This is a genomic window from Mucilaginibacter kameinonensis, from assembly GCF_003675385.1.
Taxonomy (GTDB): domain Bacteria; phylum Bacteroidota; class Bacteroidia; order Sphingobacteriales; family Sphingobacteriaceae; genus Mucilaginibacter; species Mucilaginibacter kameinonensis.
This window is the reverse complement of the sequence record NZ_RCWZ01000006.1, coordinates 21,054-47,701: the sequence shown is the minus strand read 5'-3', so window position 1 is coordinate 47,701 and position 26,648 is coordinate 21,054. Positions and strand designations below refer to the sequence as shown.

The following is a 26,648-nucleotide window of genomic DNA, read 5'->3' as shown; positions in this document are numbered from 1 at the left end:
TTTGTCCTTAACGGATGTTTTTGCGGATCCGGCTTAAAGACTGAGGTGTTACACCAAGGTAAGATGCTATATCAGTTAAAGGTACCCGCATAGCCACTTCAGGCTGGCGCTCCAGGAACAACTGATAACGTTCGGATGAATCATGCCCCAGATAAGCATTCCTTGTTTTTATTTTCTCCAGAAGCGTATTCTGCGAAATCTGTTCGATTATTTCTTTTAGATAGGGCAGTTTCTCATATAAAGCCAGCAAATTATTTTTACTGATAGCCAGCAATTCCGTATCGCAGGCAGCCTGGATACTTTCTTCGGCAATCATGTTATTATTGAAGCTGTACAGGATAGTGCAAAACTGATTGTCTTTTAAAAAGAAATAGGTAACCTCATTGCCTTTATCATTTTGGGCCATGATACGGAGCACACCGTTTGTAATAAAAAACAATTGCCTCGCCACATGTCCAAGTGGTAATAATGTATCCCCTTCCTTAAAATTCATCGGCTCAAAGGCTTTTACAATAAGCTCCTGATCATCAACCGGGATAGGTTTTAGCTGCTGTAAACGGGCAATAAGTTGCTGTGGCATGATACAAATATCGGGGAAAATTGTATAACCGTCATTGCGAGGTACGAAGCAATCGCGAACTGTACAGGTTAGACCTGCTTCCGTGCGATTGCTTCGTACCTCGCAATGACGCAATGATGAATGCGATCTGATTTTAGACTTTAATAACTCGCCTGTCCTATTTCCAGCTTGCTGATCTTGTTGTTAGCATCAACAGTAAACTTAAAATAGGTTTTAAAATCGCCCCACTGGTCGCTGTGGAATTTGCCGTAAACATGTAAACCATTCTGCTCTACCTTATCAATACTGGTAAAGCGCTCATGCCCCAAAGCCTTTTCAAAAAAGCTTTTAAAGTTCATTTTATTACCATCGTCAAAAAGTTGAGCATCGTTAGTGAATAAAGCAAACCAGGCTTGTTTATTACCGCTTTGCAGAGCCTCAATAGCTTGTTTTACTACAGCGTTACTTAATTTTTCGGTATTCATGGTTTTGATGTTTTGTATAGTTGAGGCAGGCGTTTTTGCAGCCTGCGCATTTACAGAGGCAGTAATTAGTGTACCGTATATGATATAATGGTTAAGCGTTTTCATGGCTTAGTAGATGTATAAATCAAATAATATTTTTTACCTGTTAAATAAAAACAACAGGTTATAGCTAAGACTATAACCTGTTGCCGTATGTTACCAAACTGATAATTAATTTGTTGCACCACCGTTTACCAGCAAATGCTGGCCATTCACGAATGATGAAAGATCGTTGGCGAAAAACTCGGCCACATTGGCCACATCTTCAACTTCGGCCAGGCGGCCCATCGGACAACTGTCAAGCAATTGTTTTCTTAATGCGGGGTAGCTATCAGCTTCGGCAAAGATACCTGAATGATCAACAGCAAATGGTATGATAGAGTTAACTGTTACACCACGGTGACCAATTTCTTTTGAAAGGATATCAACCAGGTAGCGTGGAGTGGTTTTGCTACCACCATACACAGCCATTCCGGGTACAGGGAATGAAGTGGTGCTTGAGGCTATGTAAATGATACGACCATTGTCTTCCACATTTTTAGCCGCCTGCTGCATGGTGAAGTAAGTGCCTTTAGTATTGATACCGAATACACGGTCAAACTGTTCTTCAGTAAAATCAACTACCGGCGTTTCAACAAGCTCGATACCGGCGTTCGCAACTACGATATCTATTTTACCAAAGGCTTCTTTAGCTTCTTTAAACAACCTTTCAATATCGGCCACTTTGCTGATATCGGCTTGTACAGCTATTACTTTTACACCCATTGCGCTGATGTTGCTTACCACTTCATCGGCAGATGCTTTATCGCGTGAATAATTGATCACGATATCGGCACCTAATGCCGCGTAACGTTCTGCAATTGCTTTACCTAAACCACGGGCTGAGCCGGTTATTACTGCTACTTTATTATTTAATGAGTTCATGATTTCTATGTTTTTGATTGTGATGATTGTTGTTGATTACACTTATTTTTTCTTGTTTCAAGGTTTCTTCCTGAATCTTGATTCCTGATTTCTTGCTTCTTGATTCCCCCTTTAGGGAGTTAGGGGGCTTAAGCCATTGCGCCATTCAAACCGATGATTTGTCCGCTGATCCATTTGGCGTCATCGCTGGCCAGGAAAGCAACCACTTTGGCAATGTCTTCAGGCTCACCCAGGCGATTAAAGGCGTTGAGTGAATTGAGACGGTCAATTAGCTCCTGTGATTTGCCTTTGGTGAACAATTCGGTATTAACAGGGCCCGGCTGTACCGCATTTACATTAATACCACGTGCTCCTACTTCCTTTGCAAATACACGGGTCAGTTGTTCAACCGCACCTTTAGTTGCTACATAGCTGCCATAAGTAGGTGTTAACACTCGGGTTTGGGTTGATGAGAAATTGATTACAGACCCTTTGTCGGCCAGTTTTGTAGCGGCCTCACGCAGAGTATTAAAAGTGCCTTTTACATTGATATCAAACTGACGGGTAAAATCTTCGTCGGTAGTATCTTTTATAAGTTTGGTGATCATGATGCCTGCATTGTTTACAAGTACATCAATTTTTCCGTAGTGGGCTATGGCGGCGTCAAACATGGCTGCTACCTCATCGGCTTTGCTCACATCGGCTTGTAAGGCAATCGCGTCACCGCCTTGTTGTTTTATAGATGCTACTGTTTGGTCGGCAGCTTCTTTACCGCCTGCATAATTGATAATTACTTTAGCGCCTTCGGCTGCTAATTTGTGGGCTACTGCTGCACCTATGCCTCTTGAGGCACCGGTTACTAATACTACTTTTGATGCTAATGTGTTCATGGTTTCCTTTGTTATTTTGTTAATGTTTTTGTCGTTGTTGATTGACAATACAAAGGTGGCAAGAGCAAGGCCCCTGAATGATACACATATCAAAGCATTACTTACGAATATCTAAGGTTGGTTTATGCAGAGCTCTTAATTGACGCGGTATTAAGTGCAATAAATAAAAAATGATTATTAATTGCGAAATATTTAAATTGCATTAACCAATTAAACCTGCCATGAATAAAGTATTGATAATAGCATTGCTGCTACTAAGCACAACCCTGCAAGCTGCCGAAAAAGGAATCAAATTTGAAAAAGGACTTACCTGGGCCCAGATCAAGGCGAAAGCCAAAAAAGAAAACAAGTATGTATTTGTTGATGGCTTTACAAGCTGGTGCGTACCCTGCAAAATGATGGCGAATGAAATTTTCCCTCAGCAAAAAGTAGGCGACTTTTTCAACAAGAATTTCATTAATGTGTCTGTCCAGTTTGACCAAACCAAAAATGACAACGCCGATGTTAAACTATTTTATAAGGACGCTAAGTATTTAGCGAGCACCTATAAAATTGCAGCTTATCCAACTTTTTTATTTTTTAACCCAGGCGGTGAATTAGTACACACCGTGGTTGGCGGCACAGCTAAAGCCGACGATTTTATAGCCAAAGCTAAGTCTGCCCTTGCCCCGGCAACCCAATACACACACCTTAAAAAGCTATTTGAACAGGGTAAACGAGACGCGGCCTTTTTGTTGACGCTTACACATTCGGCTCAGCAAACCGGCGACATCAACTTCATACCTGTTGTGGCAAATGCTTATTTACGCACCCAAAAAGATTTGCTTACCGAAGAAAATATAAAGTTGATAACCGTTGTCACTAAAAAAAGTACAGACCCTGGTTTTGCGGTGTTACTTCGTGATGCCGATAAAGTAGATATGGTAGCAGGCAAAGGCCAAAGCGCCATAGTTGTCAACAATATCGCTTTTGACGAACTCATACTTCCGCTGCTGCGCAAGGATGGTAAGAAAGTAGATAATGGGTTTATGTATTACTATACAGGCGATATAATAAAGGATGTAAACTGGGATGCAATTAAGTCTAAAATTGAGGCACGATATCCCGGACGAGGCAACGACATGATTGTTTGTGCAAAACCGGCTTACTACCAATGGACCGGAGACAAACCGCAATTTATCGCGGTCGTTAATGCTTATGCAGCCAGACCATCAGGTTTTGACATAAATATGCTCAATTCCTACGCATGGTCTTTATATCTTGATAGCGATAATCAAGATTATTTAAAAACAGCTGCCGACTGGTCAAAATCCACGCTCACAGGCGGCAATGAAAAAAACCTGAATTACCTGAACACTTATTCATGCCTGCTGTACAAAGCCGGAGAAAAAGACGCGGGTATTGCTGCATTTGAAAAGCTGATCAAAATAAATGGCAAAGAAAACGAAGCGTTAAACAAACAGCTCGACAAAATGAAAAAAGGCGAAAAGATCTGGTAGTGGAGGGGCGTAGAAAGCAGCTCAGGTTACAATCGGAAATCTTATACATCATGCGCAGCGTACAAGGTACTGTATGGCATGATGTGTAAGATTTTTTTGTCGGGGTAGTTTTCAGTAAAGTATCGGCAAATTAATAGTCTTCGGCATTTAAATGATCAATAAACGAATCCCCGTTTTTTGAAGGTGATTTCAATGGCTCATTTTCAAAATCACTTTTACGGCCAAGCATAGTAAAGTTCTCGGCCACAATTTCGGTAGTGTACTTCTTTATCCCTTCTTTGTCTTCAAAGGAGCGTGTACGGAGTTTGCCTTCTATATAAACCAGCTTTCCTTTTGACAGGAATTTAGCTGCTACTTCGGCCAGCCCGCGCCACATTACAATATTGTGCCATTCGGTTTGTTCAACCTTACGACCGTCCTTATTAAACGTTTCGGAAGTAGCTAAAGGGAAACTCGTTACAGACACCCCACCTTCTAAATTTCGTACTTCGGGGTCCTTCCCCAAATGGCCAACGAGTATTACTTTGTTTATTCCAGACATGCCCTAAATTAACGCAAAATTATTTTACAAATTAAAAATATTTTTTAATAATATAAAAATGATTTTCGGCAATGCTAATTCCGGTAGGTTTTGAACCTTGATTTTTACCCAGTTTTCATTCGTTTTGAGTGGCTGATTCTCAATTTTTATCAGCCTAACAAAAAGTCGCTGATGGGTAAGAATATGTTTATACACCGGCGAAACTTCTATTGCTTCAATATCATTACCAAAAACATCTAAAACCGCAGGTTGTTTCAATAATTCTTTTGTGCTTAAAAGCGTATCTGTTTCAACCATAGGCAAATCATACATATTCGCCCAGATATCCCTATCACCCCTTTTGTTCATTAAAACGGTATCCCCGTCGGTTACCAGGAAATAATTTAAAAAGCGTTCGCGCACTTTCAGGTTTTTTAATTTAACCGGCAGGTCGGCCACCGCGTTAGTATTAAATGCCACACAATCCATTCGTACAGGGCAAATATTACAGCCCGGAGCTTTAGGTTTGCACAGCATAGCGCCAAACTCCATCATGGCCTGATTATGCAGCCCTGGCATTTTCTTATTAAGAAAATCATCCGCTACCTGCTGGAATGTTTTTTTACCTGCAGTTGAGTTGATGGGCTCGTAAATACCCAGGTATCGCGCCAGCACACGGTAAACATTGCCATCAACCACAGCCTTTGCTTCATTTGCAGCAAATGAAGCTATTGCGGCCGCGGTGTATTCACCAATTCCCTTTAGTTTTATCAGCTCGTTATAACTATCCGGAAAACGGCCATTATGAAGCTCCTGCACCAGTCGCGCGGTTTTGAGCATATTACGCCCTCTTGAATAATAGCCCAGCCCCTGCCACAGTTTCAGGATCTCATCTTCATGGGCGGCGGCAAAACTGCTTACATCGGGGTATTTTTCAAGGAAGCGATAAAAGTAAGGCATCCCCTGTTCTACCCGGGTTTGCTGGAGTATAATTTCCGAAAGCCAGATCACGTAAGCATCTGTGGTGTTACGCCAAGGCAGATCGCGTTTATGCTTTAAATACCATTGAACTATTTCGTCTGTAAAATTCATCGATGTAAAAGTAAGTATTTGCAGCACCAGGAAGCCGGGAACCAGTAAACAAGAAGTTAAGGATACAAGGGATAGAAACCAGAGGTAAGAAAACTGCTACAGGAAATTCAGAAATCCGGGCCGGACCCGCTTAAAAAAGTGTGAAAGGTAAGTGTTGCCCAGCCCTATCAGGATGGTGGATTTGCACACTTTTTTTCACACCTCTTCACAACTGGCAAACTGTATTTTGCCAATGATTTATAAGGCTCTCATACTCAAAATTGTAACGATAGTGTAGGTTTTAAGGGCTGAACAAAAAAAAAAGGATAAATATTTCGCTGTTAACGGATAAAGCAATACTTTTGCAACCCCAAAACAGTTAAGTATTTATAAAATAAAATTAAGTAAATAAGATATGACTAAGGCAGAAATTATAACTGAAATCTCATCAAAAACAGGTATAGAGAAAGTAGACGTGCAGGAAACTGTTGAGGCGTTTTTCAAAGTTGTTAAAAGCTCAATGGTTGGCGGCGAAAACGTATACGTAAGAGGATTCGGTAGTTTTGTTGTTAAAAAAAGAGCTAAAAAAACAGCACGTAACATTTCAAAAAATACTGCCATCATTATCCCTGAGCACTTCGTGCCAAGCTTTAAACCAGCTAAAACTTTTGTTGAGAAAGTAAAGTCAGGTAATAAAACCAGCAAAAAATAATTATACGCCATCATGAATAAGAAACAAATAGTCGTTAGTGCAGCCGTAGTTGTTATTATGGGCTATTTGTATTGGTTGCCCGTAAAAGGTTTGGTTAAACCAAAAGACGATAAAAACAGCAAACCGGCCATGGCTACCTCTGCAGGTGCCGCCAAACCGGCAGCTAACGTTACCGTTGATATGGTATCGGCCCCGGCCAAAGCAGCTATTGGGGATGCATTGGCGGCTAAGATCAACGACCTTGAAGCCCAGTTAAAAAAAGCATCAGACGCAGATGCACCAGCTTTGCAAGCGCAACTGGCCAAACACTGGGACGATGTTAACCAGCCTGCGCCTGCAGCATTCTATTACCAGGCAGTAGCCCGTAAAGAAAACAAGGTGCAAGACTGGATAAATGCAGGTAACCGTTTTAATGATGCATATAAACTTACACAGGATACTTTATTTCAGCCCGCGTTTGTGAATAATGCAGCCGAAGCATTTCAAAATGCTTTGAAATTACAGCCCGAAAGCCTTGAAGGCAAAACCGGGTTGGGCATAGCTTACGTTAACGGCGCAGCCGGCCCTATGCAGGGTATAGCGCTGTTGCTTGAGGTTGTTAAAAAAGACCCGAACAATTGGAACGCTAACCTTAACTTAGGTATGTTTGCCATGAAATCGGGTCAGTATGAAAAAGCGGTAGGCAGGTTTAAAACACTGCTTGCGCAAAAGCAGGAACTGGAACCTACTTTCTATTTAGCCGAAAGCTATAAGCAATTAGGTATGAAAAAGGAAGCTATTGACGCTTACCAGAAATGCAAAGAAATGATGCCTGACCCTGTATTCAGTCAGCGCATTGATGGATATATCAAGGAATTAAATAACTAACACACATTTAAAAATTATTATTATGCCGAGCGGTAAAAAACGTAAAAGACACAAAATGGCTACCCACAAACGTAAAAAACGTTTAAGAAAAAACAGACATAAAAAGAAATAAGCGGCTTTAACCAAAGCTGAATTTACCTGCCCCCAACCGGGGCGGGTAACTTTTTATTTATTAGTGTTTTTTTACCCACTTATTAACACACGGTTTTTGCCGTTATAAGAAATGGAGTAGCAATTGATAAAAGAATTAATTATCGATTCATCCCCCAACGGGGCTACCATTGCATTATTACAGGATAAACAACTCGTAGAGCTTCACAAAGAACAGGTAAGCAACAACTATACAGTTGGTGATATTTACCTGGGCCGTATCAAAAAGATCATGCCCAGTCTAAATGCCGCCTTTGTTGACGTTGGCTATGAGAAGGATGCCTTTTTGCATTATCTTGACCTTGGTCCGCAGGTACAAAGCCTGCTTAAACTGACCAAACAGGTACGTAGCGGGGGATATCAATCTAAGCTATTGGATGGGTTTAAGCTTGAGGCCGATATCAATAAAGGAGGCAAAATCTCCGAGATATTGACTAAAAACCAGCTTATCCCGGTACAGATAGCCAAAGAACCCATATCAACTAAGGGGCCACGTTTAAGTTCCGACTTGTCAATAGCAGGCCGGTATGTTGTTTTAGTACCTTTTTCGGAAGCTATTTCAATTTCGAAAAAGATAAAAAGCAACACTGAGCGCACCAGGCTCCGTAAAGTAGTTGAGAGCATTAAGCCAAAGCATTTTGGCGTTATCATCCGTACAGTTTCCGAAGGTAAAGGAGTTGATGAGCTGCAGAAAGACCTGCTTGATCTGATCTCAAAATGGGAGCAGTTTATTACCAAGCTGCCATCTGTTGAGCCTTCAAAAAAGGTATTGGGCGAAATTGGGCGTACATCAACTATCCTCAGGGATATTTTGAACCCCGATTTTCAGCACATCTATACCAATGACAACAGTATGTTCGAAGAAATTCGTTCATACATTCATGAAATATCGCCCGATATGGAAAGTATAGTCCGCATGCACAAGCATAAGGAACCTATATTTGACCATTTCGGTATCGAAAAGCAAATCAAGGGCGCGTTTGGTAAAACCGTGAACCTTGCAGGTGGCGCTTACCTGGTAATTGAGCATACCGAAGCCCTGCACGTTATTGACGTAAACAGCGGTAACCGTACAGCCAGCAAAGAAAACCAGGAAGAGAACGCTTACCAGGTTAACAAGGAAGCCGCCAAAGAAATAGCAAGGCAATTACGCCTGCGCGATATGGGCGGCATTGTGGTGATCGATTTTATCGATATGCACAAACCTCAAAACCGTAAAGAGCTTTTTGATTTTCTGCGTGCCGAAATGCAGTACGACCGTGCCAAGCACACCATTTTGCCTCCGAGTAAATTTGGCTTAGTGCAGATCACCCGTCAGCGTGTAAGGCCAGAAATGAACATTGTTACCAGCGAGGTTTGCCCAACCTGTAACGGAACCGGCACTATAAGGCCAACCATTTTGCTGATGGATGACATTGAAAATAATTTCAATTATATCCTTACCGAGCAAAACGAAAAAGGGATTACCCTGTGCGTACATCCATATATTGAAGCCTACATTAAAAAAGGCATCTATAACCGCCAAATGAAGTGGTTTATCAAATATGGCCAATGGATAAAGGTTAAAAGCAACCCATCCTACCAGATCACGGAATTCCATTTCTTCTCATCAAAAGACGAAGAAATTAAACTGTAAAACTTTCAGAAGTGCAACTGTTTGAAAATGGCACAAATTAAAGATCTTTAAAAGAGCAGATGTTTGGATGAGCATCTGCTCTTTTTGTTTTCCCCTCTTCTATATTTCATCAAAATTTAGCGACAACATAACTAACACAGGTTAAATGCGATGCATACATTGCAATGTTTTAATCGCTATTTTTGAGATATGGAAATAGTTGACAGAATAAAGGAAGTTTTCGAACCACACTTCGAAGTCCTCAATGTTACAAGATCCGGCCCGGATAGCCTAAATACTGAAGCCTATATTACCATAGATGCACAGCACGAGGGAAAAACATATAAACGAATTTTTAGGGAGACTGAACTCGTACAATTAAACGCAGAAGGTAAGTTAGCAGAAACAATACGAGCGCTTTGCGCTGTGATACTCACATCAGAAGATTAGCCTCTAAAAACCGCCTCGATTTCTCGGGAAAAATTACTTTGAAATAATGCGCTTCATTATCTCGCCAATCCCCGGTCGCCTCGAAAAGTATATTTAGGTAAATCTTTATTTTATCATCGGCAAGAAGTGGCAGTTCATGATGAACCAACACAATCCCCATCTTCGCCATCCAATGAAAATCGCACAAACAATCATAAAGTGCGTTCCAATTGTTCCCGAAGTAGTCCGGAAATTCAAGTGTCTCGCTTAGCTTTTTTAATAACTCGTCTTCTCCGCTAACCCTGGGAAGATGAGCGATAAATTCACTTTCATCAAAATATTTATCGGGCTCATCTAAAAAAACAATGTTTCTCATAAGCATCTTTATTCGGCTACGCAGGGTACCCCTGGTCGAAGTTTAGCGCCAGCGTAACTTCGTCCTAAAATAAGGCAAGCATTCTGCTTGCCTACCTGAAATATTAAAAAAAGTTGGTCTGTTTCAGTTAAGCTGAAAGCTTAACCGGTTTTGGGATCGAAGTTACGCTATCGCTAAACTTCGACCAGATAGAATGTAATACTGGATCTCCCAAACAATATATCAAAAATTCCCTTACTTTACCATCGATAAAAAACCTGCTGCATTACCTATGCTTAAATATTTCTGGTGGTTTATAATAGTAGCCTTGCTACTTCCTGTGGCCTCCTGCCGCAAGCCCGGGAATGCTTCAACCGCTTTTTACTACTGGAAAACAAATTTCAACCTTAATAGGCAACAGGCAGCTTTACTAAAACAAACCGGCAACAATGCTTACATCCATTTTTTTGATGTAAGCTGGAACGATCAGGAAAAACGCTCCTACCCTAACGCCGTTGTGCAGCTTAACGAAATCCCGGCAGGCCTGAACATTATTCCCGTTATTTATATCACCAATAAAACCTTTGAAAACATTGCCGATACCGCAGTAACTACCCTTGCAGTACATTGCAATAGGCTGATTAATGAGCTGGCCGCAGAAAAGAAGATCGGCTATACCACTGTTCAGGTTGATTGTGATTGGTCCTTAAGTACCCGGGGTAAATATTTCAGTTTTTTAACTGCATTTAAAAAACTCAGCCAAAAGCAACTGGAAGCTACCATTCGCCTGCACCAGGTTAAATTTAAAGACCGTACAGGTATACCATCGGTTGACCGTGGCGTATTGATGTTTTACAATATGGGCAAGCTCAATGCCGGCCTGCATCAACCCAATTCAATTTACAATGAAGAGGATGCCGGTAAGTATATCGACTATCTCAGCGTGTACCCCTTAAAGCTGGATATTGCCTTGCCGCTGTTTTCCTGGGCTATCCATATCCGTGATGGCAGAGTTATACAGGTTTACGGAAAAATCGGGAGGCAACAGCTTGCAGACCGTTCCCATTTTAAACAAATTGAAGGGCAGGCTAACTACCGCGCTACGGCAAGCTTTTTCATGGAAGGAGTTTATGTAAAACAAAATGATATTTTTAAACTTGAAGAAACGGACGGAAACACATTGAACACTGCCGCCAAACAAATAACACAGCATCTACCTAAACAACAACATACAACCATCATCTACTATGAACTGGCCAACATCGACCTTTCAAAATTTAACCAGGAAACCATTACGCAAATTTCTGCTCGTTTTTAGTTTATGCACGCTAACTATAGCAGGTGTGATCTGGGCCTGCGCCGACTCATACGAGGAAGAATACTCTGTTTTTACACCCGAATATTTTGTCAACAAACAATACTCGCCCTTCTTTTACACCGGTAACGAGGTTTACTATGGCTTAGGCTATACCGATGGCAGCAACACCTGGTATAACGACAATATTGTTGACGAATGGTACGAGCATTTTAATCACCAGTTCAATAAAGCGTCGCTTCAATACCTGCTCCTTAAAGCCAGCGCGGGTGCCGTTGATTCTATCTATCGTAAATCTACCGGTTCGCTTAAAGCGCTACCTGCTAAATATCCTGCTATTGTTACCGGCAATATATCGCCCAAAATGCTTAACGCGTTTTACAGCTACCTTAGGCTGGCCAAAAATGCCGAGGCTTATTCTGTGAACGATCAGTATTATTCGTGGGATAAAGTAAAGCCCAATCATTCGCCGGTAAACCTGGGGCCAGCACTGGTGGGGGCTTATGATAAAGAAACCGATCCTTTTATTAAAGAACGTATCTGGTTTCAAATGGTACGTTATTACTATTTTCTGGATGAACCTTCGAACAGAACTGTGAAACTGTTTGATCAGTTTAAAGATCATTTTCCTAAAAACCTCATTTACTATCGTACAATGGGCTACGTAGCCGGGTATTATCACAGGCAAAAAAACTACGCGTTATCAAATTACCTGTACAGCCTCTGCTACGACTACACCTATAAATTGAAGATCCCGAGTTTCTGGAGTTTCCACCCGCAAAATGAAAGTGATTGGACTGCTACCCTGAAACTTGCCAAAACCCCGGAAGAAAAAATAACGCTATGGCATATGTTGGGCGTACAATACGATGCCGGCCGGGCTATAAAAACTATCGCGGCCATCAATCCCAAATCTGAAAAGCTCGATCTGCTGCTAAGTCGCCTCATCAATATCCGCGAGGTAGGAACAGGTTGGGGCAACACAACAACTGATTCGGTTAAGAAATCTGACAATGCGGGTAAACGTTTGGTAGAAGATATCGCCTCAAAAAACAATACCGCCAAGCCTTACTATTGGAACCTTGCCGCCGGTTACCTCAACTTTTTGGATAGCAACTATACCTCAGCCGGAAAGTATTATGCAACAGCAAAAAATCAATTTCCTGCCGGTGACAAAATGATTGTGGCGCAGGCCAAATTGCTGGATATGATGCTTTACATCAAAAGCCTTAAAAAAATGGATGCCAACGCCGAGGCTAAATTAATTGAGCCGCTTAACTGGCTTGCCAACCTACGCGATAATAAGCTTAAAATAAAAGATCTGCGGTTTAGCAACGCTATATCCGTTTGTAACCTGGCTATTTCCCGCCTTTATAAAAGACAGGATAACACTATCAGGGAGGTATGTTTTAACAATAACGCACAGGATTTTTACGCCGATAGCGCGAGAGTGCAGCACATGATAGATCTGCTGAACAAACCGGATAAAACTGCGTTTGAAAAGGCCATGCTTCGTTATTACCCGATAACGCTAAATAATTTATATTACCACCAGGCTATCATGCTGGCTTATCAGCAAAAATTACCGGAAGCTATTGCCCAGCTTAAAAAGATGACGCCTGAGAATTTTTTGCTTGCCGGCAACCCTTTTACCGGCAGGTTAACCGACTGTCATGATTGTGATCATGAAGCACCGCAAAAGCAAAAGTTTACGCCGTTGAGCTTTCTGCAAACACTTTATACCCTTGATAGCGAAATTAAGCAGGGCAAAAACGTTTACCGTAATGCTTATGCTGTGGCCAATGCCTATTACAATATCACGTACTATGGTAATGCAAGGCTGTTCTATGAATCGGATGTGGTAGCTACCGGCCCAACCGGCCGTTATTACTATGAAGACGAACCACGCATGGATGATAAACTGATCTCCATGCAGGTGGCTATAAAGTATTATCAGTTAGCCCGTAAAAATGCCGCCACCAATGAGCAGCGCGCCCGTTGTACGTTTATGTTGAGCAAATGCGCACTCAATGAAGTTTATAACGATCCTGGTTTTAACGGCTACGAAAAACTTTCCGAGGGGAAAATCAGCAAAGCGGTAATCGATGCTTACTATAACTATTTCGCCGAGTTAAAGGCAAAGTATAACCAAACGGCTTATTACAAAGAGGCGTTAAAGGAGTGCGGCTATTTCAAGACTTATGCCGATAAGAAATAGCACGATAAATGCAGATTATATTTAAATTACTAAATAATTTAGCATTTTAAATATAATCTGCATATTTGCACATCTGTAATCTGCAAATCTAAAATGGCAAAATCCAAGATCGCGTACTTTTGTCAAAGCTGTGGCTTTGAATCGCCCAAATGGCTGGGTAAATGCCCGTCATGCCAGCAATGGAACACGTTTGTTGAAGAGGTGATTGAAAAGGGCAATGCATCAGTACCGGCCTGGAAACCTGCTTCAACCAGTCAGCAGCGGGCCAATAAACCCGTGCCCGTAACGGAGATCACTTATTCTGAAGAGCATCGTGTACCTACTCCCGATAAGGAGTTTAACCGTGTTTTGGGTGGCGGCATTGTTCCGGGTTCATTAGTACTTATCGGCGGCGAGCCGGGCATAGGCAAATCAACCCTGATGCTGCAGCTTGCCCTCAACATGCCTAACCAAAAGGTGCTGTATGTGTCGGGCGAGGAAAGCGAACGACAGATTAAGATGAGGGCAGAAAGGTTAGCATCGCCCGAAGGGGGGCCTATCGGCGAAGGAGCCTATATCCTCACAGAAACCTCAACCCAAAACATTTTTAAGCAGATAGAGGCATTGGAACCAGATATGGTAGTGATAGACTCTATCCAGACACTACACTCGGCACATATTGAATCAACACCAGGCAGCGTATCACAGGTTAGGGAATGTACTGCCGAACTGCTTCGCTTCGCCAAAGAAACCTCAACTCCTGTATTTTTAATTGGCCACATTACTAAGGATGGCATGATAGCAGGGCCCAAAATACTGGAGCATATGGTTGATACCGTGTTACAGTTTGAGGGCGACAGGCATCATGTTTACCGCATATTGCGCACTATCAAAAACCGTTTCGGCTCGGCATCGGAGCTGGGCATTTATGAAATGATGGGCGAAGGCTTGCGGGAAGTATCCAATCCTTCGGAAATATTGCTCTCGCACCGGGAAGCCCCATTGAGCGGCATTACCATTTCTGCTACGTTAGAAGGGATGCGACCGATGCTGATCGAGACCCAGGCATTGGTTAGTGCGTCGGCCTACGGAACCCCACAACGTACCGCTACCGGATTTGATACCAAACGCATGAGCATGCTGCTGGCCGTACTGGAAAAGCGCTGTGGTTTCAGGCTGGGCGCAAAGGATGTATTCCTGAACATTACCGGAGGCATCAGGGTTGAAGACCCCGCTATTGATCTGGGACTTGCAGCGGCCATTATTTCATCGCATGAGGATATGCCAATACCCTTCAAAACCTGCTTTGCCGGCGAGCTCGGACTTTCGGGCGAGATCAGGGCGGTAAACCGGGTGGAGCAGCGCATTGCCGAAGCACAAAAACTCGGCTTCAACCAGATCTTTATCTCCAAATACAACCTCCCTGCAAGCGGCCAGGATAAAAAGCGCATGGACCTCTCGCGCTACGATATCGACATCAAGATCGTAAGCAGTATTGAGGAAGTATTCAGTTTGTTGTTTGGATAGAAGATAAGCTTAAAGCAGAAGGCTCAAAGCAAAAAGCAATTGCCCTGTACCTCGTGCTATCCTTATTATTATTTATTTAAAACTTGAGATTTGTTTTAAGCCATTGCTGTACCTCTTCCTGGCTGCTAATCTCTGCCGGAAGTTTATCATGAATCAGTTTTTCCATTTTATTGCCGGTATTGGCAAAACGATAGTCCCATATCATCATTAATTTGTTAATGAGATACACCATTTCGTTCCCCTCGTTTTTATTAAACACTGTATGATCTGGCCTGCCATTTACACGCGGATCATTCTGAATGTAAGCAGTCCATTTATAATCGGTGTAATGTAAATTTCTTCTTGAAAAAAGGATCATAAGCCGGGAATTTCTTTAAATGTACGGATAATTAAACGAACGGGGCAGAAATAGGGATTTAAAAGGGTTGGCGAACCCATAGCAGGTAATAATATTGATATTAATTTTTTGCCGATTTAATAGTAATTTCAGCGCAGATAATTTAAGTTGATGAAAAAATTACTACTATTTACCGCTGCCTCTGCGCTTGCGTGCAATGTTATGGCACAGCAGGAACCGCAAAAAGCCATTTACTATTCCATATCATTTCCTAACGCCGCTCATCATGAGGCCGAAATAAGTATGACCATTCCGCAGGCGCCGGTTGGTAACTTCAGGGTGCGCATGAGCCGTTCATCTGCCGGCCGATATGCAACACATGAGTTTGGCAAAAATATTTACAACGTTAAAGCCACCGATGTTGACGGCAAAGAGTTGCCTTTAACACAGGTTGAAGGTGATGTTTATGAAGTTGGAGAACATCCGGCCACTGTAAAAGTGAACTATACGCTTTTTGGCAACTGGACAGATGGCACTTACGCCTCTATTGATCCCAGCCATGCCCACCTGAATATGCCTGCCACCTTTATGTGGGTTGTTGGACAAGACAAACGCCCGCTTACCATTCAGTTTGATGGCCTGGATAAGTACGGCTGGAAAGTAGCCACACAACTTAAACATGAGGGTTCAAGTGTGTACAGTGCCCCGAGTTTGCAATATATGATGGATAGCCCTACCGAACTATCTAACTACAATGTTAGCAGTTGGGATGTGGTAAATACCGATGGTAAGAAAGAAAAAATAAACCTTGCCATGCACTCGGACGATAGCCAGGCGGTGATAGATAATTTCGGAAAAATGATCCAAAAGCTGGTATTGGAAGAAAAGGCAGTATTTGGCGAATTACCAGCCTACGATTTTGGCGAATATACTTTTGTAAGCGATGTAAACCCGGCCGTTTCCGGCGATGGTATGGAACATCGCAATTCAACCTCCATAACTATTCCTGCGCCCAAAGTAGAAGGCTTTGAAAACAACCTGATGGGCGTTTACGCGCACGAATATTTCCATAGCTGGAATGTGAAGCGCATCCGCCCAAAATCGTTAGAGCCATTTAACTTTGAGCATGCCAACATGAGCAGTGAGCTTTGGTTTGCCGAAGGTTTTACCCAATATTATGGCGAATTATTGCTTACCCGATCTGGATTTAACACCCTTGATGATTACACTAAAACCATTGCCGGTTTGGTTAACCAGATTTTAAACACGCCGGGGGCCGCTAAATATTCAGCCGCGCAAATGAGCCGTTACTCAGTATTTGCAGATGCGGGCGTATCTATCGACCCTAACAATAACGTTAACGATTTTACCAGCTATTATACCTACGGTGGTGCTATCGCATTAGCGCTTGACCTTCGCCTGCGCAGCGATTTTAACATGACGCTTGATGATTACATGCGCGCTGTTTGGCTTAACCGCGGCAAGGTAATGAAGCCGTATACCATCCCCGATCTGCAAAGTGATTTAGGCAAAGTAACCAACAACCCTAAATTTGCTGCCGATTTCTTTAAGCGCTACATTAACGGAACCGACAAAAATAACTACGAAGAGCTATTGGCAAAAGCAGGCCTGGTTTTACAGAAAGTACAACCAGGTAAAGGCTGGGCCGGTCCGCTGGCTGCTACCCCAGGCCGTGGTCGCGCGGGCCAGGTACGTGCAGCTGATGCCGAAGGCCTGCCAATACTTTCAAGTACAACTATAGGTACACCGGTTTATAAAGCCGGTCTTGATGCTGGTGATGTTATCCTGAAAGTTGACGGAAAAGATATTAAAGACCAAAAAGGCTTTGGCGATATTATTGCCGATAAAAAACCGGGCGATAAAGTAATCGTAAACTACAAAAACCGCACAGGCGCTCATGAAACCACCATCACCCTTGAAGAAAATCCAAACTTCGAGGTAGTAACTTTCGAAAAGGCCGGCAAACAATTAAGCAAAGAACAGGAAACCTTCCGTAACAACTGGCTGCAATCAAAAGTCAAATAACTATGAAGAAGATATCAATAGTAACAGCGGCATTATTAAGCGTTTCAGCTTATGGTTTTGCTCAGGATGTTAATAAACTCATTAACAAAGACGATGTAACCCGCATCATCAGAACGCTTTCGGCAGATGATATGCAAGGCAGGGCAACTTTTACGCCCGGCATCGAAAAGGCAGCCCAATTCATCGAAGGCGAATATAAAAAGGCTGGTCTAAAGCCAATGGAAGGTAACACCGGTTACCGTCAAAACTTTACGATGGTACGTTCAACCCCGGTAAGCTTAACGGTGAGCATCAATGGTAAGGCCGTAGCAGCCGACAGCGCGTTTGCCAGCAGTGCTGAATCATTTAAATGGGCAGGTGATAAAGACGTACAGGTAATTACAATTGGCCCCGACAAGGATTTCCGCACCGAATATCGTAAAGCGTTTAAAAGCGATACCAAAACCCTGTTACTGGTTGATCCTAAATTCAAAAGTCTGTTCGGGCGTATTAAGGGCTACCTTGGTGCCGGCTCAACCAATTTCAAAGGCAAAGCGAAAGCGCCAATCATATTTGTATCCGGCAAGTTTGATAACGTTACATCATTTGATGTAAACTGCGAAGTAAAAACCCAGGAGTTGCCACTGTTTAACGTAGCAGGTATCATCCCCGGCAAGACCAAACCAAATGAATACGTAGTATTTTCAGGCCACTATGATCACCTGGGTATTATCAAGCCTGATAAACCAGGAGTAATCGACAGCATTGCCAACGGTGCCGATGATGACGCTTCAGGAACAACAGCGGTATTAAGCTTAGCTAAATACTATAAAAAGCTTGATAACAACGCCCGTACACTCATTTTTGTAGCCTTTACGGCCGAAGAAATCGGCGAATACGGTTCACAATATTTTGCGAAACAGGTGGATGCCGATAAAGTAGTTGCCATGTTCAATATTGAAATGATTGGCAAGGCTTCAAAATTTGGTACCAACTCCGCATTTATCACCGGTTTTGAAAGATCTGATTTCGGTAAGATCTTACAGAAGAACTTAGAAGGTACCGCCTTTAAATTCTACCCGGATCCATACCCGGACCAGGATCTGTTTTACAGGAGTGACAACGCATCGCTGGCCGAAGTTGGCGTACCGGCACATACCATCTCAACCGACCAAATCGATATAGACAAACTATACCATACCGTTGGCGATGAGTTTAGCACATTGGATGTAGATAACATTACCTCAACAATCCGCGCGATAGCATTAAGTTCACGTACTATTGTTTCGGGACAGGATACACCGACAAGAGTGCCTAAGAAAACGGAATAAAGAGATTAGAGGTTAGTGATTGGAGATTAGTTGGACGGCAGCTAACGTCCGAATCAAAAAAGTTTTTTTAGTTCCCCTCTTGAGAGGAGGAGCGAAGGATGGAGCGATAGCAGGGGTGTGTTTCTACAATTGATTTATCAAAGTAGGAACACACCCCTCCACCCCCTCTCAAGAGGGGAATCGCACAATTCCTGCGCTTCTTAGTTTTCCCCCACATGGACAAAATACTCAAAATAGCAGTTGTAGGCCCCGAATCAACAGGCAAATCTACCATGTCTGAATATCTCGCGGTACATTATAACACAATAGCTGTGCCTGAGTATTCGCGTGAGTATTGCGCAAACCTCACAGGCGATTGCACCTGGCAGGACGAAGTGAATATGTTCCACGGCCAGGTGGCACTCGAAAACAAACTCCTTCCACAGGCCAACGGTATTCTGATCTGCGATACTACTTTTTTAACGGTAAAAATCTGGAGCGAGGAAATGTTTGGTAACGCCCCACAGGAGGTACTTGACGAATTGCCGCGCCACCCCTATGACTTATACCTGCTCCTGGATATCGACATGCCCTGGCAGGATGATCCCTTACGCAACTTCCCCACCAAACGGGAGTATTTCATGAACATTTGGCACCGCGAACTCCAGGCGCTTGATGCCAATTATGTAGTAATATCAGGCTTAGGCCAGGAAAGATATGATAATGCGGTAAAGGCGATTGATAAGTATCTGAACCTTGATTTTTAGGATTAAAGGATGACCGGGATTGATGTGCAGATTTGTAGATGTGCAAATTTCAGATTTGAAGATTGAATAAAGATATCCATGCGGATATTATTTGCACCAAACAGCTTATTCGCATAACCGGAATCGGCTCATCATACCACCTTTTCAATTTGCACATCGGCACATCTAAAAATTTGCACATCTAAAAATCCGCCCCAACTTAAAATTTTCAAAAAAATTATCAATAATTAAAAAAATATTTTTCACATACGTGCAACGTTGTAAAATGCGTTGCGTCTATTATCCTGAAGCTGGTCACAAATTTGGAAGCGATATATATTGACAAACATTACAACCTGGTAATTGAGTGCAAGCAGGGAAGCAAAAAGGCCTGCTATGAGCTTTACCGTCTGTATTCGAAAGCTATGCTGAACGTGGCCTTTCGGATAGTGGGCGATATTGCCGAAGCGGAAGATGTGCTGCAGGAAGCTTTTGTGGATGCCTTTGCCAAGCTGAAGGATTTTAGGCAGGATACCACATTTGGCCTCTGGCTTAAGCAAATCGTTGTTAACCGGTCAATCAATATGCTGCGCAAGCGGAAGCTTGAACTGGTTGAACTGGAAGACGGCCACCTTGAAAATATTGCCGACGATGAAAGCTGGGACGACGAAGACATACAATACCAGGTTGCCCGGGTAAAGGAGGGCATGAAATTACTGCCCGATGGTTACCGTGTTGTATTATCATTGTACCTGCTTGAAGGGTATGACCACGAAGAAATAGGACAAATATTGAACATATCAGAAAACACATCAAGAACCCAGTTTTTGAGAGCTAAAAGGAAGTTAATTGAAATTTTAAACAGGAAAGGACAAGTATCATGAGCAAGCGATTTGAAGATTTCATGCACGACAATAACGAAGAATTTAACGAGATAGAACCATCGGCAGATCTGTGGGGTAAAATTGAGGCGCAACTCAATTTTTTGGACGAGGAAGATCAGCAACCCAAAAAGCGCGAAGCAAAAACTTTTTCGCTGGCCTTCGTACTAAAAGTAGCCGCGTCGGTGATCATCGTAATGGGGATAGGCTTCGGCATATATATACAAAGCCAGAAAGGCGTAAAAAGCGTTGACTTTGCAGCCATCAACCCCGAGTATGCGCAACAGCGGGTGCATTACGCATCGCTTGTTGAAACCAAGCTTACCGAACTTAAATCAGCATCTAAAAACGATCCGCAGCTATACAAGGAGTTCAGCGCCGAGATAGCTAAAATGGATTCCACCTATAAAAAACTAAACAATGATTTAGCCACCAGCCCTAACCAGGAACGTGTTTTACGTGCAATGATCCGGAACCTGCAAATACAAACCGAGGTGCTAAACCAGCAATTAAATGTAATTGAACAGTTTAACCAGATGAAAAAGGAACAAAACAATGAAACTAAAAATATTTAGTCCGGCCCTGCTAACACTTATCGGCTTGTTAACCATAAGCACAGCAAACTTTGCACAGGTAAGTCCAGCAGCTCCTCCTGCGCCTCCGGCAAAACCGGCATTACCACCCTCGCCGCCGCCCGCTGCTGAACTTAATGGCGACTGGACACCGGCTACCAATAGCAAGGAGTATCAGCAAAAAATGAAGGAGCTGAACGCCAAGATGCGCGAATTGCAAAAGGAAATGAGCAGTTTGCGTGTACAGCAGCAGAAACAAATACACCTTAAACTGCAGAATATGCTGAAGCTGAACAAACAGCTTGCTTTCAAATTCAGGGACAGCATGAAGTTTAAAAGCTTCGACTCCTTAAAGTTTAAAATGAAGTTTAAGGATTTTGACAGCATGAAATTTGCCGACAAGTTTGAGAAGCTTAGCCCTAACGTAAACTTCGGTTTCAAAAATTTCGACCAGAATTTTAGTTACAATTACGATGGTGACGAGAGCTATGAAAAGCAGGTGCAAAACGGCGATATAGTTGAGAAAACCAAAACCTATAGCAAAAGCTACAGTATTGATGGTAATGATGTAATTAATATCGATAACAAATATGGTAAAGTAACTGTGTTTACCTGGGCAAAAAGTGAGGTAAAGGTTGATGTACAGATTGTGGTAGGTGCTAATGATGAAGATAAGGTGCAAAAAATGCTGGACGCGGTAAGCATCAAGGATAGCAAAGATGGCTCAGGTGTTTCATTCAGAACATCTATTAACCAGGGAGATAGCGACAATGATGGTGGTATCTGGGGATCATTATTTGGCAAAAAAAATGCGTTCCGTAAAATGGAGATCAATTATACGGTGTATATGCCTGCCAGGAACCCGCTTACCATCAACAACAAATATGGCAATACAGAGTTACCTGATCTTAGCGGCAAGCTCAATATCAATAACTCATATGGAAGCTTTCGTGCAAAAGCGCTGACTAATCCCGGCAATCAAATCAGGGTAAGATATGGCAGTGCCACTATTGAAACCCTAACAGGAAGCGACCTTGATGTGGCCTACGGTAGCCTGAGCCTTGGCGATTGCGATAAGCTGAATGCCGATGTAAGCTATGGCTCAGCAAAAATCGGCCGCATTACTACGTCAGGCAATATCAACGTAAAGTTTAGTGGCGCTTTAAATATTGGCGAGGTTGATAAAAATGTGAAAAACCTTTCTGTTAATTCATCATATTCAAGCGTAAAGCTGGGAGTAAACAATGGGCAGAATGCCGACTTTGACATCACTGTGCACTACGGCAGCTTTAATTATAACGGCCATGATGTTAACATCACCAGTAAAACCCCTGCCGATGGTGAACGTGGCTTTAACCCCACTAAAACCTACAAGGGCCATTTAGGCAAAGGTGGCAGCGATAAAACTATTACCATCAGCACCAGCTATGGTAGTGTAAGCTTTGATTAAACATTATAAATAACCCCATTTTAAACGGCGCATTGTTATGATCTAACAATGCGCCGTTTTTTATTGCTTTACCGGCTCTTGCAAATCTGCCACAGCCCTCATAGCTTTGGAGCAAACATCTCCCCTATGCACCACCAGGACAATGAAAAGCAAATCTTTAATACCCTTTATGACCAATACAAGCACCTGGGCTTGCCGCTTGAACTCATAAAGCATACCGATTTTACGGTTTTCAACCTGAAGGATATAAACCAGCCTACGCCGTTTAAATCGCCGTTGAGCAGGCTTAATTTTTTTGTTTTTGCCTTTATTAAAAGCGGGGATGGTGATTATACCATTGATGAGCATAATTACAAACTGCAGCCCCGTGCTATCTACTTTACCAATCCGGGGCATTTTCGCTCCTTTAACTGGGAGCACATAGGCGATGTTTACCTGTTTACATTGAGCGAATCATTTCTGAAGGAAAACGTACATGCCAATATTTTTGATGAGTTCTCTTTTTTGCTGGCCGAAATATTTCCGGCACGGGTAGTTAGTCCGGAAGTTTTTGATGAGTTTGATATTTTGTATCATCAAATATTGAGAGAGTATAACTCAAACAGCCCTTACCGCTATCGCATTATCGGCAACCTGTTTGTAGTGGTGCTGTTAAAATTTAAGGAATATTTCTGGCAGGATTATAACCCGATATATGAAGGAAATCGCAGTTCGGAAATTGTAAAGAACTTTAAACGCCTACTCGAGAAACACTACCGCGATCTTAGCAGCGGCATAGCCGAACAAGCCTTTCGCGTGCAGGATTATGCCGATGCACAAAGTCTGCATCCCAATTACCTGAGTAATGTCATCAAAATAAAAACCGGCAAAACCATCAGCACCTGGATAGCCGAAAAAACCATTTCCGAAGCCAAGGCGCTACTGCAAAATTCAAAACTTTCCATTAAGGAGATCGCTTTCAGGCTTGGCTTTTCTGAAGCAACCCATTTCAGCAATTACTTTAAAAAGCATACCGATACGTCGCCGGTTCTATTCAGGAAGGGCTATGGCACCGTTACTTCATAATTTGAATATTATTATTTCTCTAACTGTTGTTCATATCTTTAAGGTAACTATTTCAAAAGTTATAACAAGCGTAGCGTCACATACCCCCCTCGAAACAACTTGTAAACGGCTTACCTATTTGCGCCGTTAGGCGCTACCTGTTTGTAGAACATTATTTTGCATAATCATTTGCGCCGTTAGGTGCTACCCGGTATGCGCATACATTAGCGCCATGCAGAAGGGTAGCACCTAACGGTGCACAAATTTTGCCACCGATTATTTTGCTACAAACAGGTATCCCCTACGGGGAATTAAGAATTTCACAGACACATATAATAATGACACTAATACCAAACAGACGCAAACATGACTGACAAAAAAAGGGAGACCATTTGATCTCCCTTTTAATTTATTTTTCAAATCCTCACAATTATCTTCCTCCCAGAGGGCATTTAGCTTTCAGGTACTGTGTAAACAGGGTACGTAAATGCTATGTTGTGCCTTGTACTGTTTCTTCGTAATTTGAATTTTATGTTCCACTAAACTGCCGTTCATGCCTTTAAGGTAACTATCCAAAAGCTATAATAAGCGTAGCATCATATCCCCCCTCGAAACAACTTGTAAACGGCTTACCGATTTGCGCCATTAGGCGCTACCTGTTTGTAGAACATTATTTCGCATAATCATTTGCGCCGTTAGGTGCTACCCGATATGCGCATACATTAGCGCCATGCAGAAGGGTAGCACCTAACGGTGCACAATTATTTTGCTACAAACAGGTATCCCCTATGGGGAATTAAGAATTTCACAGACACATATAATAATGACACTAATACCAAACAGACGCAAACATGACTGACAAAAAAAGGGAGACCATTTGATCTCCCTTTTAATTTTCTTTCAAATCCTCACAATTATCTTCCTCCCGGAGGGCATTTAGCTTTCAGGTACTGTGTAAACAGGGTACGTAAGTGCTCTGTTGTGCCTTCGCCTTCTGATATCGAGTGTGTACGGTTAGGATATGACATCAGTTGAAACTGCCTGTTGTATTTTATCAACTCGTCAATTAACAACTCGGCATTTTTGTAGTGCACGTTATCATCACCAGTACCGTGGATATAAAGCAAGTTACCTTTCAGGTTTTTAGCATAAGTAATTGGCGAACCTTTTATAAATGCCGCACGACCAGCTTCATCAGTAGGTACGCCCATATAGCGCTCCTGGTAGATGTTATCGTAAGTAAGCTGTGAACCAACAGCCGCTACAGCGATACCGGTTTTGTAGATATCGCCATACTGGAACATCAGGTTAAGGGTTGATGATCCACCACCGCTCCAGCCGTGTACCGCAATACGGGTTGAGTCGACAAAAGGCCATTTGATGATCTCTTTGGCAGCCATAGCCTGGTCGCGGATGTTGATAATACCAATATTTTTGTAGATAGCTTTGCGCCATGCAGTACCTTTAGGGGCCGGAGCGCCACGACCTTCAACCGACATGTAAATATACCCGTCATCGGCCATACTGCCTTCATACAGCCTGTTATGGCCTGTACCCCAAGTATCGGTTACGGTTTGTCCTGCTGGTTCACCATAAACGGTAAACAGTACAGGGTATTTTTTATTAGGGTCGAAATTAGTTGGCTTCATCATCCAGCCATCCATTTCAATGCCATCAACCGTTTTAACCTTGAAAAACTCGGGCTTATTTTTAGTGTCTTTATCAACGGTTATTACAGTACCGGTAATATGTTTGTGTTCAGGCAAACTAACTACCTCGCTTTGCGGACGGGTGTAACTGTTGTTGAAATTATGCAGCGCTACTTTGCCGTTAGGCGAAATATCATAGCTATGCGTTCCCGGTTCATCAGCAGGCGAAACACGTTCGGCCTTACCACCGCTTAATTTTATTTTGTACAGATATTTTTGAGTAGCATTATCAGGCGATGCGATGAAGTATACATATCCCAAAGCTTCATCAATCATGTCGATGCCAATCACATCATAGTTACCTTTAGTGATCAGGCTTTCCTTGCCTTCGCGGGTTACTTTATATAAATGGCGCCATCCATCTTTTTCGCTCAGCCATAAAAAGCTTTTACCTTTTTCAATCCAGCCCCAACCCACAGGGTCGCCGCCAGCTACACGGGCTTTAACATCAATCCATGAATCATTGTGCTCCTCACGGATAGAACGAGTTGTACCGTTTGATACATTACCAATGAATACGCGGCTTTCGTTTTGCGCACGGTTCAATTGCTCCAGGATAATTTCGTTCGAGTTATCGGCCCACTCCATATTTGGAATGTAATGCTGCACGGCATCGCCCGGAACATTGATCCAGGTAGTTTTACCGGTTGCGGTATTAACCACGCCAACTTTGCATGAGCTTGGATTTTCACCTGCTACGGGATACTCAACAGGTACCACAAACGGATAAACCGAATCGGTAGTGTTAAGCATCAGGTAAGTTTTGATCTTGCTGGCATCCAATTGCCAATATGCAATTGATTTACTATCCGGCGACCAGCGGAAACCATCGCGACAACCAAACTCTTCTTCATAAGCCCAGTCAAAAGTACCGTTAATGAGCTTTTGAGTACCATCGGTGGTTAATTGTTTAACCGAACCGTCAGCCAGGTCTTCCATGTAAATGTTATGACCGCTTACATAAGCCGCCTTGTTGCCATCAGGCGAAAACTTAGCGAACATCAATGATGATTCGGGCAGGTTTTTACCCAACTGCCAAAGTTTTTTAGTGTTTGAATCATAAACCCAGTAATCACCACGGGTATCATAGCGCCATACCTTTTTGGTGTTGGTGTTGATAAGCACTTTTTTGTTATCCTCACTCACGGTAAACCTTTTAACGCTGATAGGCGATTTACCTGCAGGGGTCAGTTCTTGCTTAGTGATAAAAACAGTTTTTTTAGAGGTGTCACGCGCGTCGATCATGATGATCTGTCCGCCGGTGATGCGGTAGTATTGGTTGCCGTCTTTTGTCCAGTTAACACCGCTATGCTGCGCGTGGGCCGTATTTTGCTGGATAATTAACAGTAGTGCGGTAAGGAAAGTTAATCCCGAACGGTAAAATTTCATATACATTAAGTTTGAATTAATAGAGCAACGCTATTTTTATTTATTAGATAAC

24 protein-coding genes are annotated in these 26,648 nt (G+C 42.6%); 15 read left to right on the top strand and 9 right to left on the bottom strand.

The features are described 5' to 3' along the window. Window positions 1-7: 7 nt before the first annotated feature. From EAH55_RS27400 to EAH55_RS27385, 4 genes are all read right to left on the bottom strand, one after another. Window positions 8-580, bottom strand: coding sequence for a Crp/Fnr family transcriptional regulator (locus EAH55_RS27400; RefSeq protein ID WP_121812503.1), 573 nt, complete (start codon window positions 578-580; stop codon window positions 8-10). Between the two features lie 140 nt (window positions 581-720). Continuing rightward, complete coding sequence (locus EAH55_RS27395; RefSeq protein ID WP_244228389.1) at window positions 721-1,149, bottom strand: hypothetical protein; 429 nt, start codon at window positions 1,147-1,149, stop codon at window positions 721-723. A 105-nt stretch (window positions 1,150-1,254) separates the two neighbouring features. Further along, window positions 1,255-2,007 carry an SDR family oxidoreductase gene (locus EAH55_RS27390; protein ID WP_121812502.1) on the bottom strand — a complete coding sequence of 251 codons (753 nt, stop codon included), beginning with the start codon at window positions 2,005-2,007 and terminating at the stop codon, window positions 1,255-1,257. Between the two features lie 128 nt (window positions 2,008-2,135). Next, window positions 2,136-2,876: an SDR family oxidoreductase gene (locus EAH55_RS27385; RefSeq protein WP_114941158.1), complete on the bottom strand. Its 741-nt coding sequence runs from the start codon at window positions 2,874-2,876 to the stop codon at window positions 2,136-2,138. Window positions 2,877-3,097: 221 nt separating this feature from the next. Between EAH55_RS27385 and EAH55_RS27380 the strand changes: the two genes are divergently transcribed. Then, window positions 3,098-4,375, top strand: a complete 1,278-nt coding sequence (locus tag EAH55_RS27380) for a thioredoxin family protein (protein WP_121812501.1) — start codon at window positions 3,098-3,100, stop codon at window positions 4,373-4,375. 130 nt (window positions 4,376-4,505) lie between these two features. On the opposite strand, the gene EAH55_RS27375 is transcribed toward EAH55_RS27380, so the two are convergent. Beyond that, window positions 4,506-4,916, bottom strand: coding sequence for a single-stranded DNA-binding protein (locus EAH55_RS27375; protein ID WP_112568966.1), 411 nt, complete (start codon window positions 4,914-4,916; stop codon window positions 4,506-4,508). Between the two features lie 24 nt (window positions 4,917-4,940). After that, entirely contained in the window at window positions 4,941-5,987 is a 1,047-nt protein-coding gene (mutY, locus tag EAH55_RS27370) for an A/G-specific adenine glycosylase (RefSeq protein ID WP_121812500.1), read from the bottom strand. A gap of 394 nt (window positions 5,988-6,381) precedes the next feature. On the opposite strand from mutY, the gene EAH55_RS27365 reads away from it, so the two are divergent. The 4 genes from EAH55_RS27365 to EAH55_RS27350 all read left to right on the top strand — a co-directional run bounded on the left by EAH55_RS27365 (window position 6,382) and on the right by EAH55_RS27350 (window position 9,760). Next, window positions 6,382-6,678, top strand: a complete 297-nt coding sequence (locus tag EAH55_RS27365) for an HU family DNA-binding protein (protein ID WP_090534644.1) — start codon at window positions 6,382-6,384, stop codon at window positions 6,676-6,678. Between the two features lie 12 nt (window positions 6,679-6,690). Further along, entirely contained in the window at window positions 6,691-7,545 is an 855-nt protein-coding gene (locus tag EAH55_RS27360) for a tetratricopeptide repeat protein (protein WP_121812499.1), read from the top strand. A gap of 235 nt (window positions 7,546-7,780) precedes the next feature. After that, complete coding sequence (locus tag EAH55_RS27355; protein ID WP_112568972.1) at window positions 7,781-9,331, top strand: Rne/Rng family ribonuclease; 1,551 nt, start codon at window positions 7,781-7,783, stop codon at window positions 9,329-9,331. A gap of 189 nt (window positions 9,332-9,520) precedes the next feature. Next, window positions 9,521-9,760 (top strand): hypothetical protein, encoded by a 240-nt coding sequence (locus EAH55_RS27350; protein ID WP_121812498.1) that lies wholly within the window; start codon window positions 9,521-9,523, stop codon window positions 9,758-9,760. On the opposite strand, the gene EAH55_RS27345 is transcribed toward EAH55_RS27350, so the two are convergent. Continuing rightward, window positions 9,744-10,115, bottom strand: coding sequence for a barstar family protein (locus EAH55_RS27345; protein WP_162997070.1), 372 nt, complete (start codon window positions 10,113-10,115; stop codon window positions 9,744-9,746). The genes EAH55_RS27350 and EAH55_RS27345 overlap by 17 nt on opposite strands. Before the next feature lie 271 nt (window positions 10,116-10,386). On the opposite strand from EAH55_RS27345, the gene EAH55_RS27340 reads away from it, so the two are divergent. The 3 genes from EAH55_RS27340 to radA all read left to right on the top strand — a co-directional run bounded on the left by EAH55_RS27340 (window position 10,387) and on the right by radA (window position 15,133). After that, window positions 10,387-11,412, top strand: a complete 1,026-nt coding sequence (locus EAH55_RS27340; RefSeq protein ID WP_244228388.1) for a hypothetical protein — start codon at window positions 10,387-10,389, stop codon at window positions 11,410-11,412. Next, the gene (locus EAH55_RS27335; protein WP_162997069.1) at window positions 11,342-13,627 is read left to right on the top strand and encodes a hypothetical protein; all 2,286 of its coding nucleotides are present in this window, start codon (window positions 11,342-11,344) and stop codon (window positions 13,625-13,627) included. The genes EAH55_RS27340 and EAH55_RS27335 overlap by 71 nt, the downstream gene beginning before the upstream one ends. A 93-nt stretch (window positions 13,628-13,720) precedes the next feature. Continuing rightward, window positions 13,721-15,133, top strand: a complete 1,413-nt coding sequence (gene radA, locus EAH55_RS27330) for a DNA repair protein RadA (RefSeq protein WP_114941125.1) — start codon at window positions 13,721-13,723, stop codon at window positions 15,131-15,133. 76 nt (window positions 15,134-15,209) lie between these two features. Here radA and EAH55_RS27325 read toward each other — a convergent pair whose 3' ends face one another. Then, window positions 15,210-15,491 (bottom strand): hypothetical protein, encoded by a 282-nt coding sequence (locus tag EAH55_RS27325; RefSeq protein ID WP_112568983.1) that lies wholly within the window; start codon window positions 15,489-15,491, stop codon window positions 15,210-15,212. 150 nt (window positions 15,492-15,641) lie between these two features. On the opposite strand from EAH55_RS27325, the gene EAH55_RS27320 reads away from it, so the two are divergent. The 7 genes from EAH55_RS27320 (at window position 15,642) to EAH55_RS27290 (ending at window position 23,519) form a co-directional block, all read left to right on the top strand. After that, window positions 15,642-17,516: a M61 family metallopeptidase gene (locus EAH55_RS27320; protein ID WP_121812495.1), complete on the top strand. Its 1,875-nt coding sequence runs from the start codon at window positions 15,642-15,644 to the stop codon at window positions 17,514-17,516. A 2-nt stretch (window positions 17,517-17,518) separates the two neighbouring features. Next, window positions 17,519-18,826 carry a M28 family metallopeptidase gene (locus EAH55_RS27315; RefSeq protein WP_121812494.1) on the top strand — a complete coding sequence of 436 codons (1,308 nt, stop codon included), beginning with the start codon at window positions 17,519-17,521 and terminating at the stop codon, window positions 18,824-18,826. A gap of 215 nt (window positions 18,827-19,041) precedes the next feature. Next, window positions 19,042-19,572: an AAA family ATPase gene (locus EAH55_RS27310; protein WP_121812493.1), complete on the top strand. Its 531-nt coding sequence runs from the start codon at window positions 19,042-19,044 to the stop codon at window positions 19,570-19,572. 302 nt (window positions 19,573-19,874) lie between these two features. Next, on the top strand, window positions 19,875-20,435 hold the full coding sequence (locus EAH55_RS27305; RefSeq protein WP_121812492.1) for an RNA polymerase sigma factor: 561 nt from the start codon (window positions 19,875-19,877) through the stop codon (window positions 20,433-20,435). Then, a complete protein-coding gene (locus EAH55_RS27300) occupies window positions 20,432-21,007 on the top strand; it encodes a hypothetical protein (RefSeq protein WP_112568993.1) in 576 nt (191 codons plus the stop codon). Before EAH55_RS27305 ends, EAH55_RS27300 begins: the two co-directional genes overlap by 4 nt. Then, window positions 20,988-22,454, top strand: a complete 1,467-nt coding sequence (locus EAH55_RS27295) for a DUF4097 family beta strand repeat-containing protein (RefSeq protein WP_121812491.1) — start codon at window positions 20,988-20,990, stop codon at window positions 22,452-22,454. The genes EAH55_RS27300 and EAH55_RS27295 overlap by 20 nt, the downstream gene beginning before the upstream one ends. Before the next feature lie 48 nt (window positions 22,455-22,502). Beyond that, window positions 22,503-23,519 (top strand): helix-turn-helix domain-containing protein, encoded by a 1,017-nt coding sequence (locus EAH55_RS27290; RefSeq protein ID WP_244228387.1) that lies wholly within the window; start codon window positions 22,503-22,505, stop codon window positions 23,517-23,519. Between the two features lie 893 nt (window positions 23,520-24,412). Here EAH55_RS27290 and EAH55_RS27285 read toward each other — a convergent pair. After that, complete coding sequence (locus EAH55_RS27285; protein ID WP_394339809.1) at window positions 24,413-26,596, bottom strand: S9 family peptidase; 2,184 nt, start codon at window positions 26,594-26,596, stop codon at window positions 24,413-24,415. Between the last annotated feature and the right edge of the window lie 52 nt (window positions 26,597-26,648).

What these genes read in the sequence shown, in the direction of transcription:
- EAH55_RS27380 (WP_121812501.1), top strand. Translation starts at nt 3,098, where the DNA reads ATGAATAAAGTATTGATAATAGCATTGCTGCTACTAAGCACAACCCTG.
- EAH55_RS27290 (WP_244228387.1), top strand. Translation starts at nt 22,503, where the DNA reads ATGCGCCGTTTTTTATTGCTTTACCGGCTCTTGCAAATCTGCCACAGC.
- EAH55_RS27400 (WP_121812503.1), bottom strand. Translation starts at nt 580, where the DNA reads ATGCCACAGCAACTTATTGCCCGTTTACAGCAGCTAAAACCTATCCCG.
- EAH55_RS27300 (WP_112568993.1), top strand. Translation starts at nt 20,432, where the DNA reads ATGAGCAAGCGATTTGAAGATTTCATGCACGACAATAACGAAGAATTT.
- EAH55_RS27325 (WP_112568983.1), bottom strand. Translation starts at nt 15,491, where the DNA reads ATGATCCTTTTTTCAAGAAGAAATTTACATTACACCGATTATAAATGG.
- mutY (WP_121812500.1), bottom strand. Translation starts at nt 5,987, where the DNA reads ATGAATTTTACAGACGAAATAGTTCAATGGTATTTAAAGCATAAACGC.
- EAH55_RS27315 (WP_121812494.1), top strand. Translation starts at nt 17,519, where the DNA reads ATGAAGAAGATATCAATAGTAACAGCGGCATTATTAAGCGTTTCAGCT.
- EAH55_RS27340 (WP_244228388.1), top strand. Translation starts at nt 10,387, where the DNA reads ATGCTTAAATATTTCTGGTGGTTTATAATAGTAGCCTTGCTACTTCCT.
- EAH55_RS27285 (WP_394339809.1), bottom strand. Translation starts at nt 26,596, where the DNA reads ATGAAATTTTACCGTTCGGGATTAACTTTCCTTACCGCACTACTGTTA.
- EAH55_RS27350 (WP_121812498.1), top strand. Translation starts at nt 9,521, where the DNA reads ATGGAAATAGTTGACAGAATAAAGGAAGTTTTCGAACCACACTTCGAA.
- EAH55_RS27320 (WP_121812495.1), top strand. Translation starts at nt 15,642, where the DNA reads ATGAAAAAATTACTACTATTTACCGCTGCCTCTGCGCTTGCGTGCAAT.
- EAH55_RS27295 (WP_121812491.1), top strand. Translation starts at nt 20,988, where the DNA reads ATGAAACTAAAAATATTTAGTCCGGCCCTGCTAACACTTATCGGCTTG.
- EAH55_RS27375 (WP_112568966.1), bottom strand. Translation starts at nt 4,916, where the DNA reads ATGTCTGGAATAAACAAAGTAATACTCGTTGGCCATTTGGGGAAGGAC.
- EAH55_RS27385 (WP_114941158.1), bottom strand. Translation starts at nt 2,876, where the DNA reads ATGAACACATTAGCATCAAAAGTAGTATTAGTAACCGGTGCCTCAAGA.
- EAH55_RS27365 (WP_090534644.1), top strand. Translation starts at nt 6,382, where the DNA reads ATGACTAAGGCAGAAATTATAACTGAAATCTCATCAAAAACAGGTATA.
- EAH55_RS27335 (WP_162997069.1), top strand. Translation starts at nt 11,342, where the DNA reads ATGAACTGGCCAACATCGACCTTTCAAAATTTAACCAGGAAACCATTA.
- EAH55_RS27390 (WP_121812502.1), bottom strand. Translation starts at nt 2,007, where the DNA reads ATGAACTCATTAAATAATAAAGTAGCAGTAATAACCGGCTCAGCCCGT.
- EAH55_RS27360 (WP_121812499.1), top strand. Translation starts at nt 6,691, where the DNA reads ATGAATAAGAAACAAATAGTCGTTAGTGCAGCCGTAGTTGTTATTATG.
- EAH55_RS27310 (WP_121812493.1), top strand. Translation starts at nt 19,042, where the DNA reads ATGGACAAAATACTCAAAATAGCAGTTGTAGGCCCCGAATCAACAGGC.
- EAH55_RS27345 (WP_162997070.1), bottom strand. Translation starts at nt 10,115, where the DNA reads ATGAGAAACATTGTTTTTTTAGATGAGCCCGATAAATATTTTGATGAA.
- EAH55_RS27395 (WP_244228389.1), bottom strand. Translation starts at nt 1,149, where the DNA reads ATGAAAACGCTTAACCATTATATCATATACGGTACACTAATTACTGCC.
- radA (WP_114941125.1), top strand. Translation starts at nt 13,721, where the DNA reads ATGGCAAAATCCAAGATCGCGTACTTTTGTCAAAGCTGTGGCTTTGAA.